16 protein-coding genes are annotated in these 16,361 nt (G+C 65.7%); 7 read left to right on the top strand and 9 right to left on the bottom strand.

The annotated features are described in order from the left end of the window. The coding region (locus VFB18_RS09085) for a class I SAM-dependent methyltransferase (RefSeq protein ID WP_324973873.1) at positions 1–1,316 on the bottom strand (1,316 nt) is incomplete at its 3' end. A gap of 178 nt (positions 1,317–1,494) precedes the next feature. Between VFB18_RS09085 and VFB18_RS09080 the strand changes: the two genes are divergently transcribed. Both VFB18_RS09080 and VFB18_RS09075 read left to right on the top strand, forming a co-directional pair. After that, the gene (locus tag VFB18_RS09080; RefSeq protein ID WP_324973871.1) at positions 1,495–2,034 is read left to right on the top strand and encodes a hypothetical protein; all 540 of its coding nucleotides are present in this window, start codon (positions 1,495–1,497) and stop codon (positions 2,032–2,034) included. After that, entirely contained in the window at positions 2,031–2,870 is an 840-nt protein-coding gene (locus VFB18_RS09075; RefSeq protein ID WP_324973870.1) for a hypothetical protein, read from the top strand. The genes VFB18_RS09080 and VFB18_RS09075 overlap by 4 nt, the downstream gene beginning before the upstream one ends. 2 nt (positions 2,871–2,872) lie before the next feature. Here VFB18_RS09075 and VFB18_RS09070 read toward each other — a convergent pair whose 3' ends face one another. Further along, the gene (locus tag VFB18_RS09070) at positions 2,873–3,310 is read right to left on the bottom strand and encodes a hypothetical protein (RefSeq protein WP_324973868.1); all 438 of its coding nucleotides are present in this window, start codon (positions 3,308–3,310) and stop codon (positions 2,873–2,875) included. 746 nt (positions 3,311–4,056) lie between these two features. Here VFB18_RS09070 and VFB18_RS09065 point away from each other — a divergent pair. Continuing rightward, positions 4,057–4,920 carry a hypothetical protein gene (locus VFB18_RS09065; RefSeq protein WP_324973866.1) on the top strand — a complete coding sequence of 288 codons (864 nt, stop codon included), beginning with the start codon at positions 4,057–4,059 and terminating at the stop codon, positions 4,918–4,920. An 8-nt stretch (positions 4,921–4,928) separates the two neighbouring features. Here the strand turns inward: VFB18_RS09065 and VFB18_RS09060 are convergent, their stop codons facing one another. Next, positions 4,929–5,909, bottom strand: coding sequence for a TIGR01620 family protein (locus VFB18_RS09060; RefSeq protein ID WP_324973864.1), 981 nt, complete (start codon positions 5,907–5,909; stop codon positions 4,929–4,931). Further along, the gene (locus tag VFB18_RS09055) at positions 5,906–7,414 is read right to left on the bottom strand and encodes a YcjX family protein (protein ID WP_414675676.1); all 1,509 of its coding nucleotides are present in this window, start codon (positions 7,412–7,414) and stop codon (positions 5,906–5,908) included. The genes VFB18_RS09060 and VFB18_RS09055 overlap by 4 nt, the downstream gene beginning before the upstream one ends. Positions 7,415–7,756: 342 nt before the next feature. Between VFB18_RS09055 and dksA the strand changes: the two genes are divergently transcribed. Beyond that, positions 7,757–8,167 carry an RNA polymerase-binding protein DksA gene (gene dksA / locus VFB18_RS09050; protein WP_324973860.1) on the top strand — a complete coding sequence of 137 codons (411 nt, stop codon included), beginning with the start codon at positions 7,757–7,759 and terminating at the stop codon, positions 8,165–8,167. Here dksA and VFB18_RS09045 read toward each other — a convergent pair whose 3' ends face one another. The 3 genes from VFB18_RS09045 to VFB18_RS09035 all read right to left on the bottom strand — a co-directional run bounded on the left by VFB18_RS09045 (position 8,168) and on the right by VFB18_RS09035 (position 11,113). After that, a complete protein-coding gene (locus tag VFB18_RS09045; RefSeq protein ID WP_324973858.1) occupies positions 8,168–9,649 on the bottom strand; it encodes an MFS transporter in 1,482 nt (493 codons plus the stop codon). A 42-nt stretch (positions 9,650–9,691) separates the two neighbouring features. After that, positions 9,692–10,366, bottom strand: a complete 675-nt coding sequence (locus VFB18_RS09040; RefSeq protein ID WP_324973856.1) for a M15 family metallopeptidase — start codon at positions 10,364–10,366, stop codon at positions 9,692–9,694. Positions 10,367–10,762: 396 nt separating this feature from the next. Then, on the bottom strand, positions 10,763–11,113 hold the full coding sequence (locus tag VFB18_RS09035; RefSeq protein WP_324973854.1) for a hypothetical protein: 351 nt from the start codon (positions 11,111–11,113) through the stop codon (positions 10,763–10,765). 147 nt (positions 11,114–11,260) lie between these two features. Here VFB18_RS09035 and cckA point away from each other — a divergent pair, with 147 nt between their 5' ends. The 3 genes from cckA (at position 11,261) to VFB18_RS09020 (ending at position 15,691) form a co-directional block, all read left to right on the top strand. Then, a complete protein-coding gene (cckA, locus tag VFB18_RS09030; protein ID WP_324973852.1) occupies positions 11,261–13,804 on the top strand; it encodes a cell cycle histidine kinase CckA in 2,544 nt (847 codons plus the stop codon). A gap of 225 nt (positions 13,805–14,029) precedes the next feature. After that, the gene (locus VFB18_RS09025; RefSeq protein ID WP_324973850.1) at positions 14,030–15,280 is read left to right on the top strand and encodes a sulfotransferase; all 1,251 of its coding nucleotides are present in this window, start codon (positions 14,030–14,032) and stop codon (positions 15,278–15,280) included. 174 nt (positions 15,281–15,454) lie between these two features. Then, on the top strand, positions 15,455–15,691 hold the full coding sequence (locus tag VFB18_RS09020; protein ID WP_324973848.1) for a hypothetical protein: 237 nt from the start codon (positions 15,455–15,457) through the stop codon (positions 15,689–15,691). 140 nt (positions 15,692–15,831) lie between these two features. On the opposite strand, the gene VFB18_RS15790 is transcribed toward VFB18_RS09020, so the two are convergent. Further along, positions 15,832–16,086, bottom strand: a complete 255-nt coding sequence (locus VFB18_RS15790; protein ID WP_414675675.1) for a type II toxin-antitoxin system PemK/MazF family toxin — start codon at positions 16,084–16,086, stop codon at positions 15,832–15,834. Continuing rightward, a complete protein-coding gene (locus tag VFB18_RS09015; RefSeq protein WP_324973846.1) occupies positions 16,076–16,306 on the bottom strand; it encodes an AbrB/MazE/SpoVT family DNA-binding domain-containing protein in 231 nt (76 codons plus the stop codon). The genes VFB18_RS15790 and VFB18_RS09015 overlap by 11 nt, the downstream gene beginning before the upstream one ends. Between the last annotated feature and the right edge of the window lie 55 nt (positions 16,307–16,361).

Raw genomic sequence — 16,361 nt, 5'->3', positions numbered from 1 at the left:
TAGAGCGCGATCTCGTAAGGGCTGAGCAGCTTGACCTTGAGGTTCTCGGGGAAGGGGAGCTGAAGGCGCGAGAACACCCCGCTCTGATCGACGAGATCGGTCGCAATCGGATCGACGAGGATGAGATAGAGCCGGCGCGGGCGCTTGCGATAGGAGACGACGAGGTTGTACAGCACCTCGGCGAAGGCCTCGCGCGAAAACGGATTGAAGAAGTAATTGACCGACTCGCCCTCGGGCGGCCCGATCGTGGTCGCATCCTCGAGCACGCATTCGACGTTGCGGCACTTCATGCGCGAGCGCGGGTATTGCGCGATGTTCATCACCGCGTCGTCGTGAAGCTCCTCGGCGAACTCGATGCCGCCGACCGCCGCGAACGGATATTGCGAGGCAAGCAGCAGCACGCGGCCCTTGCCCGCGCCGTAGTCGACGAAGGTGAGGCGCGAGAAATCGTAGTCGATGGCGCCCATGGTCCACTCGAACAGGCTGCACGGCGAAGGCTTGTAATCATGGCCGTGCGCGCGGTTCGGCCCGCGGATGGTGAGCCCGCTGAGCGGCACGGGATCTTTGGTCGGCTTGAAGAAGAGTTGCTCGGTCGAAGCATCGAGCACGCGCTCGTGGAGCCGGAAGAGATATTGGCGATAGTCGCTTTTGAGGCGGTCGGGGCGGGTTCGCTCTCTGAGCTTGGCGCCGGTGCGCTCGAGCTCGGGTAGGACCTTCTCGCGGCCGAGCTTGGCGGCGCGCTCGAGCCCCACCTTGCCGGCGGCGACGGCGTGAGTGGTTTGCGCCTTGGTCTGGCCGGCGAGCTGGGCGAGGCGCTCAGCGGCGCGCGTCTTCGCCACGCTCGCCTGATTCGCCGCAGGCTTCGCTGTGCTTGCCGCTTGGGCGGCAGGCTTCGCCGCGCCCGCTATTTGTGGCGCAGGCTTCATTTGTGGCGCCGGCTTCATTTGTGGCGCAGGCTTGGCCACGCCCGTCATCTGCGTTGCGGGCTTCGCCGCGCTTGCTGATGGCGTCGCAGGTTTCGCCGCGGTCGCGGCTTGTGCCGGCGGTTTCGCCGGATGTGCGGCAGACGTCGCGGGCCTTGCCGCGCCGGCTGCACCCGCCGCCGCGGGCGTCGCCGCGTTTGCGGGCGGCGCCGCGCGCTTCCCCTTGCCGCCGAGAATCGATTTCCACCACGCGCCGACGCCTGAACCGCCTGCGCTCCTCGTCGCGTCCTTCGTCCCGGCCTTTGCGTTCGCCACGCGCTCCTTGAGACTCGGACGCTGCGGCTCGACGGACTTGGACTTGGTCTGATCGGACCTTTGGGGCACGACTGACATAGACGAAATTCCCCGCACTTGCGCAAACATTGGGCAGCTTACCGCTCAAAGCAAGAGCTTTTTGACGCCGCCTGCTCAGTCCCGAACGGGCCGTCGCGCAAATATGGTATTCTTGCGATTCGCGTGGGCTGTTCCCGCGTTGCGTGCGCCCGCGCGAGAGGCGGCGGGGACTGCCAAAGTGCAGGCGGAAGACTTCCATGACCAGATCCGGCCGGGGCTGATCGCTCATCTGCCGCGGCTCAAGCGCTTTGCCGATGTTGTTGTCGGGGAGCGGGCGGGAGCCACCGCGCTCCTTCGCCGCGCGCTGAACGTGATGCTTGCCGAGCAGCACCGCTATCGGCGGGACCGAGCGCTCGACGCTTGGGCCTTCGCCGAGATTTATGCCACCTGGCTCGCCGAGGTTTCGGACGCTGAGGACCCTGAGGCACAGCAGTCGATCGCTGAAGGGAGCCTTGCGGCGCTCATCGGCCGCGACGCCGATTGGGAGACGGTAAGATTTCTCGCCGGTCTTCCCGTCGAGCATCGCCTCATGCTGCTTCTCGTCTACGGCGAGGGGTTCGACTACGCCGAGGCCGGACGTGTGCTCGACATCTCCGCCGACATGATTGCCGCGCGCCTCATCCGCATCAGTGCCGCCTTCGCCGACCGGCTCTGCGCGGCGCGTCGGCGGAAGCGCACCGCGGGCGCCGAGGCGGTCGATCGGAGCAACCTCTCATGACCGAGCTCAGCGACGAACTGCTCGTGGCCTATGTCGATGGCAGGCTCGCCCGCAAGCAGTCGAGCGCGGTCGAGAAGGTGCTCGAGCAGGACGACGTCCTCGCCAAGCGCGTCAAGGCGCTCAAGGATGCGCACAACCGGCTCGAGGCGGCCTTCGACGCGATCCTTGCCGGCGAGGAGCTCGAAGTCGGAGGTCCCGAGCCCGAGCGCGCCGGGGTCTTCGTGCCATGGGCTGCGGCGGCGAAGACGGCGCTTGCCGGCATCGGCCTTGCCGCAGCCTTCGCGCTCATGGTCCTGGGCTACGGCTGGCCGCTCAGTCTTGAGGATTTCACGCGGACCTCGTTCGGCTCCGGCGATCCCGAATACACAGGAAGCATCGAGCCGTCGTGGCAGGAGACGGCCGCTCGCGCACAAGGTCTTCTCTCGCGCGAAACTCTCGAAGTCGGACTGGAAAGCCAGAGCAATCTCGATCTCGTCGCCCTCGAGCTCGGCAAGGCGATCGGACCCTCGCTCAAAATCCCTGCGCTCGACACGCAAGGCTACCGCTTCGAGCGCGGGCAGCTGCTTCGCGCGGGCGATCAGCCTCTGGCGCAACTCCTTTATCTCGGCAGGAGCGGGGGCCCCCTTGCGCTCTTCGCAAGAAAAGGCGGCGACGGCGAAGCTCCCACCTTCAGGCGCTATGGCGGGGTGGGGAGCGTCGCCTGGTCCGAGGACGGCATTTCCTATCTTCTCGCCGGCGAAGGCGATGAGCCTGCGCTGATGACCCTTGCCAAGGCGATCAGATCGCTTCCTCAGCCGGGCGCGCCGAGAGACGCGAGCGACGGCGCGAGGCCCTGATCCTATTGCGCCATGCGCGCCGTGGGCGAGTAGTCGCCCGCGAGATAGCGGTTCAGGTCGCGCCTGATGGCGGCCGTCCGCTCCTTATTGCAATAGCCGGGGTCGTCCTTGATCGAGGCGAGCACCGATTGCCGCGTATAGTCGTAAGCCTTCTCGATCTTCGGCATCTGCTCCGGTGGAATCCCCATGCGCGACTCGGAAGCGAGGAAATCGGCGCGCAGCTGGTCCGCGTCGAAGATGAACCCGCAATGGGTCGCGCGCGCAGAGGTCCAGCCCACCTGGATTGGGCGCGCCAGCGGGTCCTCCGGCGAGACGTATCGCGCTTCCTTGTCGCTTGACGCGCCTTCGCTCGCCTGCGGCCGGATCTTTTCGACCGCGCCACAACCCGTAAGGCCGGCGACGGCGAGCAAGGCGGCGCCGGCGATCGCGCTTCTCAGCATCGGTTCCCAAGCTTTCCCTCTCATGGCGGGCGCGATCTTAGCGACCGCAAGGCGCCGGCAGAAGGGGAGCCAAGAGACTGAAAAAAGGGGGCAAGAACAAGGAAAGGCGGAGCTTTGGGCCCCGCCTCCCTGTTGCGATGTCGAGCCTCACGCCCGTTCGGGACGATCGGTCGGCGCCGCGAGACCTTTCGGTCTCTGTCACGCGCTCGGCTCCACGGTTGCCCGCGAAGCGGCGGCGTGACTGACCACGGTCCGTTGTTTTACGTCGCGTTGCTACGACGCGGCTCCAGCCCTGGCCGGACTGAAGCCTCCCGGCGATGGAACAAACGGCGCGGAGCACCCCTTCGGCACCACCTCACGGTATTGCGGCATTGCCGAAAGACCGTGGCACTTCGCGCTTGGCTGTCCCTCCGCCTTGAGCCGTCCATGGCTTAGGACGACCCCAGGCTTGCCTTGCCTTGTGAACCTTCCCGGCTGCTTTCCGGTGCCTTCGGATTTCTCCGCCGGCACCGTTCCACAATCGGGGCCGCTCACAAGAACGAGCATAACGCAATGGCGGGCGCATGCATCGGCAACGCGCATCTTATCCACGCTATCCACCGCCTTGGCGCGACCTCGGGTTGAGCGAGCCCCGCGGCAAATGGCGCTCCCAAGGCTCGGCTTCCCTTATGGGGCGGGATCGCTATGCTAAGCGGTTCGCGCGCGGGGGTCGCGCGCTTTTTCGCTGCGTTTTGGCGGGTCGTATCATGCGTGCCCTGGTCAACCGCCGTGGCGCCCGCACGATCAGTCTGGCGTTGGCTGCGGGTCTGCTCGCGTTCGAGGCCGTGCTTGGCTTAAGCGCGGGCGCAATTGGCATACCCGGCCTCATCCTGTTCGATATCGGCGGTCAGGATCGTGAGTCCACACCCGGCGGCGAGACGGTCATCTCCAAGGCTGAGAAGAACGCAGACGAAGCGCAGCCGGCCGCGCCGGTTCAGCCCGCGAGTCCTCGGCCGACTGCGTCCCTCCAGTCGGCCGCACCGAGCGGCGAACCAAACCTCGCGGGTCTCGCCGACATTCCCCTCGATCCGCCGGTCAAGAGCCAGCCGAAACCGGACGCTGCAAATCAGGAGCCGCCGCCCAAGGCCTTTTCCCCCGATGCGAAGGGCAGGGAGGAACTGCCGTGGGATGCGGTCAAGCCGTTTCCTCTCACCTCCGACGAACCCTCACCGACGACCCCTGCCGAAGTCACTGCGTCTGGCGCAATGGCAGAAGCATCGGCGCAGGCACATGAGGCTGCGCCGCTGCCCCTTCCTGCCGCGGCCGAGGTCGAAGGCTGGGTCAAGGCCAAAGCGACCGAGATCAAAGGCGAAGACCGCGGACGCCCGCTCTACGATTTCGAGTTCTGGCTCGAAGCTCCCGCCGAGATCAAACAGCGGCTCCTTGCCGTCGCCTATGACTTCAACACGCCGGCGGTCATGCCGCAGTCGCAAGTCTCGCGAGAGCAGAATACCGGCTTCCGCATCCGCGTCGGAGGGCTCGCCTGTGCCGACAAGGTTACGGTCACGCTCAAGTTCAAGGATGGCCAGTCGCAGCAGGTGGCCGTCGATGGCTGCAGGCTTTTGGGCTAGGCCGCCCCTCAAGCGACGCCGGCGACCTCGGCGACAAGTTCGCGGAAGCGCGGCCTCTTGCTCTCGATGTAGGGGAGCGGCCGGCACACGTCGATCGCGGCGATGCCGATCCGCGTGGTGAGCGCGCCGTTGAAGATGCCTTCGCCGAGCCTTGCCGAGAGCTTGGCGGTGAGCCCGTGCCCGATCGCCTGCTGGATTACGTCGTCGCCGATAGCGATGCCGCCGGTGAGCACGATATGCGTCACCACCATGCGCGCGAGCTTGAGCAGGGACAGCGTGCCGGGCCGCGCGCCATAGAGCGTGGCGAGCCGCCGGAGCATGCGGAGATTTTCCGCGGCGACGAAGACCATGTCGATCAGAGCACCTGGGCTCACGGCCGTCACCACCGACACGCGTTTGGCCGAAGAGGCGACGATCCCCCGCGCATAAGGATCGAGCGGCGCCACCAGCGTGCGTTCGGTGAGCCGCATCAGCTCGTGCGCGTCCATGATGTCGCGCTCGTGCTCGGCGAGGCGCTTGAAGCCCCAGGCGAGATCCTTGCGGCCGCCATAGAGCCGCTTCAGGCGGTCGGCGACGTCGATGGCGAGCGGCTTGTCGTTCTGGCGAGCGGCTTGATCGGCTTCGTGTCTGATCTTGCCGAGCCGGCCCAGCCTGGCGAGCCCGGCGACCTCGCGCAAGACGATCATGAGGAGCGCGAAGATGACGATGGCAAGGAGGGCAACGGCGGCCCAGCCGATCCAGTCGTCTCGGGCGATGAGCGCGAGCGCAAAGTCGTAGAGCCAAAGCGACGCGACCAGCGTGATAAGCCCGCCGAGCGCGCCGAACAGGATGCTTCCCCAGCGAAGCCCGCGGCGAAAATCGGGAACGGCCCGCGGCCTTACGGCGGGAAGCGGCGCGGGCGCGGCCTCTTCCGGCACAGGCGCAGGCACGAAGACTTCGACGTCCTCGACGCGGAAGGCGGCGGGCTTCCTCTGTTCTTTCTTGCTCATGCGAGCCTATCTCCGATCAGCGCCTGAATGGCGCGGTCGAGGCGGATATTTGGGAAGGGCGCGAAGCCTCCGGAAGGGAGCGGCACAGGATTCGGCGGGCGGAAGCGCACGAAGCGCATCTCGCCGTGCTCGGTCTGCCAGCCTTTGAGTGCGAGCGCCGGATCCTTGGGCAGATCGCCGGGGAAGATGGCGAACTCCTCGTTGCCGTCGAAGGTCCGCTTGCCGATGGTCTCGCCGGGGAGCGGGTAGCCCACGATGCAAGGGAGCTTTTCGCCGTTCCGCCGCGCCACGCCCTCGCGGGTCGCGCGCACGGCGGCAAGTGCCAATACCTTCACCTCGGCGCCCGCGAATTCCGCCCGCGCCATCGCGCGGCCGGTGAGTCGCGCGAGGATTGCCTCGAGCCGGTCGTGACTTTCGTGATGCAGATGATCGGCCTTGGTCGCGGCGAGCACGATGCGGTCGATGCGCGGGGCGAACAGGCTCGACCACAGGCTGTTGGCGCCGGTCCTGAAGCATTCGAGGATCTCGGTCATGGCCCGCTCGAGATCGCTCACCGCTTCCGCGCCGCCGTTCAGCGCCGCGAGCACGTCGATCAGCACGATCTGCCGGTCGAGCCGCGCGAAATGATCGCGGAAGAAGGGGCGCACCACATGCGTCTTGTAGGCCTCGAAGCGACGCTCCATGAGCCGCCAGAGCGAGCCGCGCGAAAAGCTTGCCGCCTCGTCGGACGTCAGCGGCGCGAAAGTGAGCGCGGGCGAGCCTTCCAGTTCGCCCGGCATGAGGAAGCGCCCCGGCGGAAGCGTTGACAACGCGTGCTGGTCCGATCGCGCCTCGATCAGATAGGCCTTGAACAGATTCGAAAGCTTGCCTGCGAGCGCCTCGTCGGCGGGGCCGGCCGGATCGACTTCGGCGAGCGCTTTGCGCCATTCCTTCGACGCCTTCTTGCGCTCGGATGCGCCGGCCTGCTCGACCGCCGTGCGCGACCACGCGGCATAATCGATACTGAGCAGCGGGAGGTCGAGCAGCCATTCCCCGGGATAGTCGACGATATCGATGTACAGCCTCTCGCGGCCGAGCTGCCGCTTCCAGAATTTGCGCGAGGCATATTCGAGCGTCAGCCTGAGCTGGCTGATGCGCCGCGTGCTCTCGGGCCAACAGGGCGGCGAGGCGGTGAGATCGGCAAGGTGCGCCTCATAGTCGAACCGCGGCACGACGTCGTCGGGCTGGGGTTCGAGATAGGCGCGCGCGAGCCGCCCTTCGGCGGCGGCATCGAAGAAGGGGAGGCGCGCGGCGGCGATGAGATTGTGCACCAGCGCGGTGATGAACACCGTCTTGCCGGAGCGCGCAAGTCCGGTCACGCCGAGCCGCACGGTCGGCGCAACGAGGTCGCTCGCGTATTCGCCCAGGCTGCGAAACGCATCGCCGATCGAGTCGGTATAGGTGGAGATCGGCACGCCTCGCAAAAGTCCTTTCGTGCGCCGCCTCGTTCGAGCCCCGCCGCTCATAGCGCGTCGGCCTCGCGGGCGAAAGGGTCGTGCGCCGGTTGGGTGCGTTTTGGCGGGGGCCCGCTGCCCAGGAAATGGGCCGGGCGAGGCAACGCCAACCATCTGAAATATGACGGAATTGCAATGACTCGGCTGCCGCTTGAGCATGCGCTTGTCAAGCCGGGTCTCGCGTCTTGACTTGTGGACTCGCTTCCGTAAATACGTGGCTGCCCGGCGGGGATCTCGACAATCGGCGAGCCGGTCAAGGGAGCGGGGCGTTCGAGCCCAATGACGAAGCCTTTGCGTCTGGACATGACTCTCATGCGGGCAATGAAGAAGAAGAGCTCTACTGAACCTCGGCAGATGAAAATTCCTGACGACTACCGGCCGTCGGAAGACGAGCCGTTCATGAGCGAGCGCCAGCGGGCCTATTTCCGCCGCAAGCTGATGACCTGGCGCGATGAGATTCTGCGCTCCACCAAGGAGACGCTGCAGCATCTGCACGACGAATCCGAGCAGCACGCCGATATCGCCGACCGCGCCACCTCCGAGACCGAGCGCGCGCTCGAACTCAGAGCAAGAGACCGCCAGCGCAAGCTGATCGCCAAGATCGACGCGGCGATCGCGCGCCTCGACGACGGCACCTACGGCTATTGCGAGGAGACCGGCGAGCCGATCAGCTTGAAGCGTCTCGATGCGAGGCCAATCGCGACCTTGAGCGTCGAGGCGCAGGAGCGCCACGAGCGGCGCGAGCGCGTCTATCGCGACGAATAATCACTCGGCGGTCGAAAGCGGCAGCGCCACGGCTTCGAGCGGCTTGCGCTCGGCATCGACGCCGTAGCGGAAGGCGATGAGCGCGGCTCCGGCCATCAAGCTCGCGCCCAACAGATAGCCGCCGAACAGGCTAAGACGCGAGCCTGTGTCGATCAGCACGCCGAACAGCCAAGGGGCGCCGACGCCGCCGATCGCGGTGCCGACGGCATAGAAGAAGGCGATGGCGAGGGCGCGGATCTCGAGCGGGAAGGTCTCGCTCACGGTGAGATAGGCCGAGCTCGCCGCGGCGGAGGCAAAGAAGAAGATGACGGTCCAGGCCACCGTCTGTGCCGCGGCCGAGAGCACGCCAGCCGCAAATAGTGCGCCGGTCAAGGCGAGAAGCACCCCCGATAGCGCGAAGGTCGTGGCGATCATGACGCGCCTGCCGATCGTATCGAACAGCCGTCCGAGGACGAGCGGCCCGAGCACGTTCCCCGCCGCGAAGGGAAGGAGGTACCAGCCGACCTGCCCCGCCGCGATGCCGTAGAAGTCGGTGAGGACGAGCGCGTAAGTGAAGAAGATGGCGTTGTAGAAGAAGGCTTGCGCGATCATCAGGCTCAGGCCGACAAGAGTGCGCTTTCGGTGGCTGACGAACAGCGACGCGAAAACCTCGCTGAGCGGGGTCGACCGCCGCGCCCGGCAGCGGAATTTGGGCAGCTCTTGATCGGGCAAGTCATGCCCGCGCCGGCGATGCTCGTCCTCAATCGCATCGAGAATCGCGTGTGCCTCGTCAGGGCGCCCATGGATCGTCAGCCAGCGCGGCGATTCGGGAACGGCCGAGCGCATGGCGAGGATGACGAGACCGAGCACGGCGCCGATGAAGAAGGCGGCACGCCAGCCGAGATCGGGTGGCAACACCGTAGGGTCGAGCAGGAAGAGCGAGGCGGCAGCGCCGAGCGCAGCCCCGATCCAGAAGCTCCCGTTAATGACGAGATCGGTAAAGCCCCTATGGCGCGCCGGGATGAATTCCTGAATGCATGAGGCGATCGCCGTGTATTCGCCGCCGATTCCGGCCCCAGTCAGGAAGCGGAACAGGGCGAAGCTTGAAAAGTCCCAGGCCAACGAGGTCGAGGCCGTCGCTACGAGATAGAGCCCGAGCGTAATGAAGAAGAGCCGTTTGCGCCCCTGCCGGTCGGTCAGCCATCCGAACAAGAGCGCGCCGAGCACGGCGCCCGCGAGATAGGCAGTGCTTGCGAGCCCGACTTCGGCATTGGTGAGGCTGAGCGTGGGGCTTTCTTTGAGCGCGCCCGCGACCGCGCCGGCAAGTGTCACTTCGAGCCCGTCGAGCACCCAGGTGACGCCGAGCGCCGTGACGACGAGAACATGAAATCGGCCGAAGCCGAGGCGATCGAGTCGCGCCGGGATGGTGGTCTCGATCAGGCTCGATTCGACGTGCGGTCCGCCCCGGTTATCCTTGGCCGTGCCGGCGGTCCTCTCTTGCATGAACGAAGAACCGCGCTGCGGCGGGGCACGTTCCGCAAGGAGCTAGCGGCGTGGCAGAATCGGAAAATCGAAGATCGTGTCGGGAAAGGGCTCGTTGCCGAGCGTAAAGTGCCACCACTCCATTTCGTAGCCCTTGAAGCCCTGTGCCTGCATGGCGTCCTCCAGCATGATCCGGTTGGCGTTCTGCTCGGCGGTGATGTTCGAAGCGAACTTCGTCGATTTCCCATCGAAGCAATCGAAGCTCGTGCCCATGGCGAGGCTGCCGTCCGGCGCCGTGCTCCCTTGCGGCGCCGTACAGGACTGAGTTGCCGGAAGATCGTTCGGGTCCTCGCCGAGAGGCGCGAGGGTGAGATCGACGGTGGCGCCGCGCGAATGCCCCGAACGCGGCGCGATATAGTCGGGGAAGAGGGCGGACTTCGGCAGGTTGGGGTAGTAGATCATCTTCGCCTCGGGATCGTCGGGCTCCTTAGCCCAGTCCACGAAGGCAGCGACGGCGCGGGCAGGGCGGTAGCAGTCATAGACCTTGAGCGTGTAGCCGTTGGCGCGCACGGCCTCCTGCACCCGCTTCAAGGCCTCCGCCGCCTCCCGGACGAGCACGCATTCCGCTGCGTCGTAGCCGGGCACAGGCTTGCCGGTGAAGTTGTTCGATCCCGCATAGCGCATGTCCTGCCGGATGGTGGGATCGATGTCGGCGAGGTAGACGAAGTCCTTGGGCATGGTGTCGGCGTCGCCACAAGGCGCCGGAGAAACCCAGGCGAGAGCGATTAGGCTTGAGAGGAGAATCAGTCGGAGAGTCATAAGCCGAACAACGTGAGCTTCGCCGTGCCGTCTCGCCATAAAAAAACTCCCCGCTGGAGGGCGGGGAGTGGAGAGGTTTGGGGGACTGACATGACCGGCCTGAGCCAGTCGGTGTCGGACCATTAGCAGGGAACTGCCGGCGCTCTTACGGCATCAGCGGTCGAAGTACCGGCGTCGCTCGACCACCCGCCCCAACAACACAGGGCCGCCGTAAGCTCGAAGCATTTGTTTACCCCAATCTTGGCGTTGCGGCAAGTGGCAGCGCGCGTGATAAATCGGCAACAGTCAATTGAAAAAAACCGCCGAATCCGGTCGTTATTTCTGGCCGAAATCCGGGGCCGGCCGCGTCTCGCTCCGCGCGATGATCACATCCTCGAGCGGCGGCTCGAGGTGCGGGCGGCCCTTGATCCCGGTCTCGACCAGCATGTCGATCGGGCCGCCGATCATGATGAGATGCTCGACATCGTCGCGCCGGACGAGGAGGAGCTTACGCTTCTGGTCGATGCTCGCCGTCTCGACCACGCCGAGCCGCTTCTCGCGCCGCAGGAAGCCTGTTCCATTGCGCTGGCCCGGGAAGAAGGTCTTGAACGCCCAAGCCATGAGCGCGACGAGCGCCATGACGAACAGGCCGGCGGCGACGGCGAGGATCAGGGTGTCGAAGGTCATGGCCGATGGTCCTAAACTCGTGAGGCTAACAGCCCATTAACCACGCCAATTGGGAGAGATTGAGGGAGTCCTTAGGACGCATGGGCGCCTCCACCGTTCCATGACAATGTCCGGCCAAGACCTTTCGAATCGGGTATTTTCCGCCCCATGAGCGATATCGACGCGCCGATGCGCTATTCGGAGCCCGCCGCTGACATCCCTGCGCGCGACGGGAGCGTCGGGCTCGTGGTTTCGCTCGCTCTCGCTCTTGCGGTCGCCGCCGTCAGCCTTGCCATGGTCTCGCGCGAGATGGCTGAGCCTTTCGTGCTCGCGATCCTCGCCGGCCTTGCCGTAGTCGGCGTGTTCTGTCTGTTCGCGGGCGCCGTCGGCATTCTCCATTTCGGCCAGCGCCACGCCCGCAACGACGTCACCAAGGCGTTCGCCGACAATCTCCCGCAAGGCGCGCTGATCGCCGATAGCGGGGGCCGCGTGCTTTATGCCAACGCGTCCTACCGCTCGCTGCTCGGTCTCGATGCCGAAGCGCCGGTGCCGTCGCCTGATCGCGCCTTCGGCGGCAACCCGCATCTCGCCGAGCCGATCTTCCGCCTTGCCCGCGCGGCGCAACAGGGCCGCGCCCTGAAGGAGGAGTTCCGCCTGCCGCCGCCGGGTGAGGGCGAGGAGGACGCCGCCATCGTCCCGCGCTGGTTCCGCATCTCGGTGCAGCCCATGCCGCCGGATCCGCGCTCGGGCCGCAAAGGCGCGCTCACCGTCTGGCAGGTCGACGAGATCACGCACGAGCGCGCCCGCGAAGAAGAGAGCTTCGCCAAGGTGCAGGCCGCGATCGCCTATCTCGACAGCGCTCCGGCCGGATTCTTCACCGCCGATGCCGACGGCAACATCGAATATCTCAACGCGACGCTCGCCCAGTGGCTCGGGCTCGATCTCTCCGAGGTCGCCAACCGCCCGCTCAAGCTCTCTCGGATCATGTCGCAAGACAGCGCCGCCCTGATCGCCGGTGCGGGCCGCGGCAATCATCAAGGGGCGACGCGCCGCTTCGATGTCGATCTCCTGAAAGCCGACGGCACCAGCCTCCCGGTGCGCATCCTCCATCGTCTGCCCCGCGGAGGCTCTGGCGCGCTGGCGCACGCCCTCGTTCTCGCCCGCAGCTCCGGAGAAGCCGAGGAGGCAGGGGCTGGGGCGCTCCGCTTCGCGCGACTGTTTCATTCGGCGCCCATCGCGATCGCCACCGTCGATGCGCAAGGCTTCATCAGCGCCATCAACGCCGCCTTCGTGCGCCTGTTCGGCGACGTAAGTTCGGAGCCGAATAAGGTGCGCCTCGAAACGCTGGTCGAGCCCGAAAGCCGGCATGCGCTTCGCCGCGCGCTCGAAGCGGCGCTCGCTCGCCAGGGCCAGATCGATCCGGTCGACATCGTCTTCGCCGGCGGCGGCGAGCGGAGCGGCAGGATCTATCTCAGCCCGATCGAGCAGCCCGAGGGCGAGGGCGAGGCGGCGATGGCCTACGCCATCGACACCACCGAGCAGCGCGCGCTCGAGATGCAGATCGCCCAGAGTCAGAAGATGCAGGCGGTCGGTCAGCTCGCCGGCGGGATCGCGCACGACTTCAACAACATGCTGACGGCGATCATCGGCTTCTCGGACTTCCTGCTGATGAATCACCGTCCGACCGACCCCGCCTTCCAGGACATCATGAACATCAAGCAGAACGCCAATCGCGCCGCCGGGCTCGTGCGCCAGCTGCTTGCTTTCTCGCGCCAGCAGACCTTGCGCCCGCAAGTGCTCCAGCTCGGCGACGTTCTTTCCGAACTATCGATCCTGCTCGGGCGGCTCTTGGGCGAGAATATCGAGCTCAAGCTCGAGCCCGGGCGCGATCTCTGGCCGGTCAAGGCCGACCTGCACCAGTTCGAACAGGTGATCGTAAACCTCGCCGTCAATGCGCGCGACGCCATGCCGGACGGCGGCAAGCTCGTCATCCGCACCGCCAATATTGACGAGGCCGCCTCGCGCGAGCTCGGCGTCAGGCACATTCCCCCCGGCGAATATGTGCTGATCGAGGTGAGCGATAGCGGCACCGGCATGGCGCCCGAGGTGATGCAGAAGATCTTCGAGCCGTTCTTCTCGACCAAGGAGATCGGCCGCGGCACCGGACTCGGCCTCTCCACCGTCTACGGCATCGTCAAGCAGACCGGCGGCTATATCTTCGCCGAGAGCGAGCCGGGCAACGGCACGACCATGCGCGTCTACCTGCCGCGTTACATCGAGAGCGCGACCGAGGTCGAGCAGGCCAAGATCGAGCGCAAGGCCGAAAAGCCGAAGGACCTGACCGGCCGCGGCACGGTGCTGCTCGTCGAGGACGAGGACGCGGTGAGAAGCTTCGCCGCCCGTGCCCTCGGTCAGCGCGGCTATAACGTGCTCGAGGCGACGACCGGCGCCGAGGCGCTCGAGGTGTTCGCCAGCCACAAGGGCGACGTCGACCTCGTGGTGAGCGACGTGATCATGCCGGAGATGGACGGTCCCACGCTCATGCAGACGCTCCGCCGCGAGCGGCCGGACCTCAAGATCATCTTCATTTCCGGATACGCCGAAGACGCCTTCCGCAAGCACCTCGCCGAGAACGAGGACTTCATGTTCTTGCAGAAGCCGTTCGACTTGAAGGAACTCGCCGCCGCCGTCAAGGCCGCTCTCCAAGGCTGACCGCTCCCTTCGCACCGGACGAGCGCGAGCATCGGTCACACTGTCCCGTCATGGCTCGGCCCGGCCATCCCACGCTTTTCGGCTGCGGGAGAAAGTCGTGGATGCCCGCGCCAAGCGCTGGCATGACGAAAACTGATCGTGGGGGGCTCAAGGGGCTTCCCTTCCGCGCCGGTTCCCTCTACACGCGGAAATGAAGGTTCGCATTGCAACCGAGTGGAGTTTCGCGTGCCGGACTACGAAATCGTGCCGCCGGAAGAGGCGGGCAAGCCGACGCGGCGGCGGCGGCAGAAGCCGCGCATGCCTGCCCTCACCATCGAGCGCTATGGCGGCAGGCTGATCTATTTCTGGTTCGGCATGCGCTTCGTCGACCTGATGAAGCTGTTTGCGCGCGGCCGCTTCTCCTTCACGCTCAACTGCATCCCCGACGTGCTCGCGCTCTTCCTGTGGGTGCCGTGGAATTCCGTGCTCTACTGGATCTCCGAGGCGAAGTACCGCCGCGCCGCCGAAGGCATCAAGCTCGACAAGGCGCCGATCTTCGTGATCGGACATTGGCGCACCGGTACGACCTTCCTGCACGACCTGTTTTCGGTCGATCCCGACCTCGCCTATCCAACGACCTACGAGTGTTTCTTCCCGCACCACTTTCTGCTGACCGAGGGCCACCTCGACAAGATCATGAAGGTGCTTCTGCCGAAGAAGCGGCCGCAGGACGACGTGCCGGTCGGCTTCGATCGCCCGCAGGAGGAAGAGTTCGCCATGATGATGCTTGGCGAGGGGACGCCCTACATCACCCATGCCTGGCCGCGGCTAGGCCCGGCCGACACCGAGTATCTCGACTTCAAGGGCGTGTCCGAGAAAGACAGGAAGAAGTGGGCCGCCGCCTATATGTGGCTCTACCGCCGGCTTTATCTCAAGCACGGCGGCAAGCGGCTGGTGATGAAGACGCCGGCCAACGCCGCGCGGCTGCCGCTTCTGACCAAGCTCTTTCCCGATGCGCGTTACGTCTATCTCGCCCGCAATCCTCTCGACGTGTTCCCCTCCACGGTGAAGCTCTGGCGCGCGCTCTATTCGGTGCAAGGCCTGCACAATCCGCCCTATCTCGATCCCTGGCTCGACGACTACATCCTCGACATGTTCGCGCGGCTGACCGAGGACTACGAGGCCGACCGCCATCTGATTCCTGAAGGCCGCCTCGTCGAGCTTCGCTACGAGGATTTCGTCAAGGACCCCGTCGGCGCGATGCGCGACATCTATGCCCGCCTCGACATCGAGGGCTTCGACCAGGCCGAAGGACCGATGCGCGCCTTCGTCGGCGAGCGCAAGGAGCACCGCGTCTCGCGCTACGAGCTGCCCGGACCGCTCAAGCGCAAGGTGATCGACCGGTTGAAGCCCTATATCGACCGCTTCGGCTACCGCGAGGCCGTGGAAGGAAAATCCGCGGTTGCCCCGAAAGCCGAAGCGGCCGTGAGCGAGTAAAATCGGCGCGAAGCGCAGCCTCCCAAGCGTGTCCACGAGGCCACAGCGGCCGGGCGATTCGTCGGCCGCCCCGCCTGCTCTCCGTGGGCGCGGGCGAACGGTTGCGCTATGATGACGGTTTCTCCAGCCGGAATCCGCGGGGGGTGCCGGCGGTGAGACCACGAGGAGGGAAAGATGCGTAAATTTGCGTTCGCGCTCGCGGCGGCGGCTCTCCTGCTGTTCGCCGGATCGTTTGCCTGGAAGGCCGATGCCACGATGCTCGGCACGCCCGACTTTGCGAGGGCGGCCAAGGCCTATTCGCCGGTCGATCAGATCGCCTGCCGCTACGACGCCTTCTGCAAGCCGGGCTACGTCATGGTGTGCCGGCTGTTCGACTGCTGGTGCGCGCGCTGCGCCAAGCTCTATCGCTAGAGCCGCGCGGGCCCCAACCAACCTCTCCGCTCAAAGGCCGCCCCTCGAGGCGGCCTTTTCTTGTTAGCCGAGCATGGCGTTCAACTCCTTCGACGCAGCCTCGCGGTCGCTGTTGCCGAGCATTCCGATCCTCCGCTCAATCATCCGGTTCTCGAGCGTAAAAAGCTTGAAGCGAACGACACACGGGCTAGCAAACCCGCCGCCTCGATATCGCTGATCTCCTGGTCGTTCGGCCACCGGCTTCGCGCCGCAGTGGTAATCATGGCAAGCAAAGTGTGTCCGTTGGCCTCGTTGAAGTTCTTGCTCGACAGCACAAGGGCCGGACGGGGTTTCGCCAATGCCCTGTCGATGAAAGGGAAGGGAACGACGACGGTCGAATACGGCTCACAGATCATCGAATGCGGCCGCGTCCTCTGTCGTCTCCCACTCGCCCAAGCTCGCTTGCAATGACCTGAGATAGGCTTCGTCACCTCCAGCGAGCTTGGCGAGGCGGACCTGGGTTCCCTCGATCTCATAGACGAGTTGATCGCCGGGCCTGAGCGCAAGCGCCTCGCGCACCCGCTTCGGCACGGTGGTCTGGGCCTTGGCTGTGAGCTTGCTGAACACTCTTGTCATGGCCGAAATGTAATGCGCCCTTACCTCCTTGTGCGGAGAACATCTTGCGAACAGA

Source organism: Methyloceanibacter sp. (assembly GCF_035650995.1).
Classification (GTDB): domain Bacteria; phylum Pseudomonadota; class Alphaproteobacteria; order Rhizobiales; family Methyloligellaceae; genus Methyloceanibacter.
This window is presented reverse-complemented; position numbering and strand designations above follow the sequence as displayed.

Bases quoted from the DNA above. Each gene is read 5' to 3' on its own strand.
- VFB18_RS09075 (WP_324973870.1), top strand. From the start codon at position 2,031: ATGACCGAGCTCAGCGACGAACTGCTCGTGGCCTATGTCGATGGCAGG.
- VFB18_RS09070 (WP_324973868.1), bottom strand. From the start codon at position 3,310: ATGCTGAGAAGCGCGATCGCCGGCGCCGCCTTGCTCGCCGTCGCCGGC.
- VFB18_RS09065 (WP_324973866.1), top strand. From the start codon at position 4,057: ATGCGTGCCCTGGTCAACCGCCGTGGCGCCCGCACGATCAGTCTGGCG.
- VFB18_RS09060 (WP_324973864.1), bottom strand. From the start codon at position 5,909: ATGAGCAAGAAAGAACAGAGGAAGCCCGCCGCCTTCCGCGTCGAGGAC.
- VFB18_RS09055 (WP_414675676.1), bottom strand. From the start codon at position 7,414: ATGAGCGGCGGGGCTCGAACGAGGCGGCGCACGAAAGGACTTTTGCGA.
- dksA (WP_324973860.1), top strand. From the start codon at position 7,757: ATGAAAATTCCTGACGACTACCGGCCGTCGGAAGACGAGCCGTTCATG.
- VFB18_RS09045 (WP_324973858.1), bottom strand. From the start codon at position 9,649: ATGCAAGAGAGGACCGCCGGCACGGCCAAGGATAACCGGGGCGGACCG.
- VFB18_RS09040 (WP_324973856.1), bottom strand. From the start codon at position 10,366: ATGCCCAAGGACTTCGTCTACCTCGCCGACATCGATCCCACCATCCGG.
- VFB18_RS09035 (WP_324973854.1), bottom strand. From the start codon at position 11,113: ATGACCTTCGACACCCTGATCCTCGCCGTCGCCGCCGGCCTGTTCGTC.
- cckA (WP_324973852.1), top strand. From the start codon at position 11,261: ATGAGCGATATCGACGCGCCGATGCGCTATTCGGAGCCCGCCGCTGAC.
- VFB18_RS09020 (WP_324973848.1), top strand. From the start codon at position 15,455: ATGCGTAAATTTGCGTTCGCGCTCGCGGCGGCGGCTCTCCTGCTGTTC.
- VFB18_RS15790 (WP_414675675.1), bottom strand. From the start codon at position 16,086: ATGATCTGTGAGCCGTATTCGACCGTCGTCGTTCCCTTCCCTTTCATC.
- VFB18_RS09015 (WP_324973846.1), bottom strand. From the start codon at position 16,306: ATGACAAGAGTGTTCAGCAAGCTCACAGCCAAGGCCCAGACCACCGTG.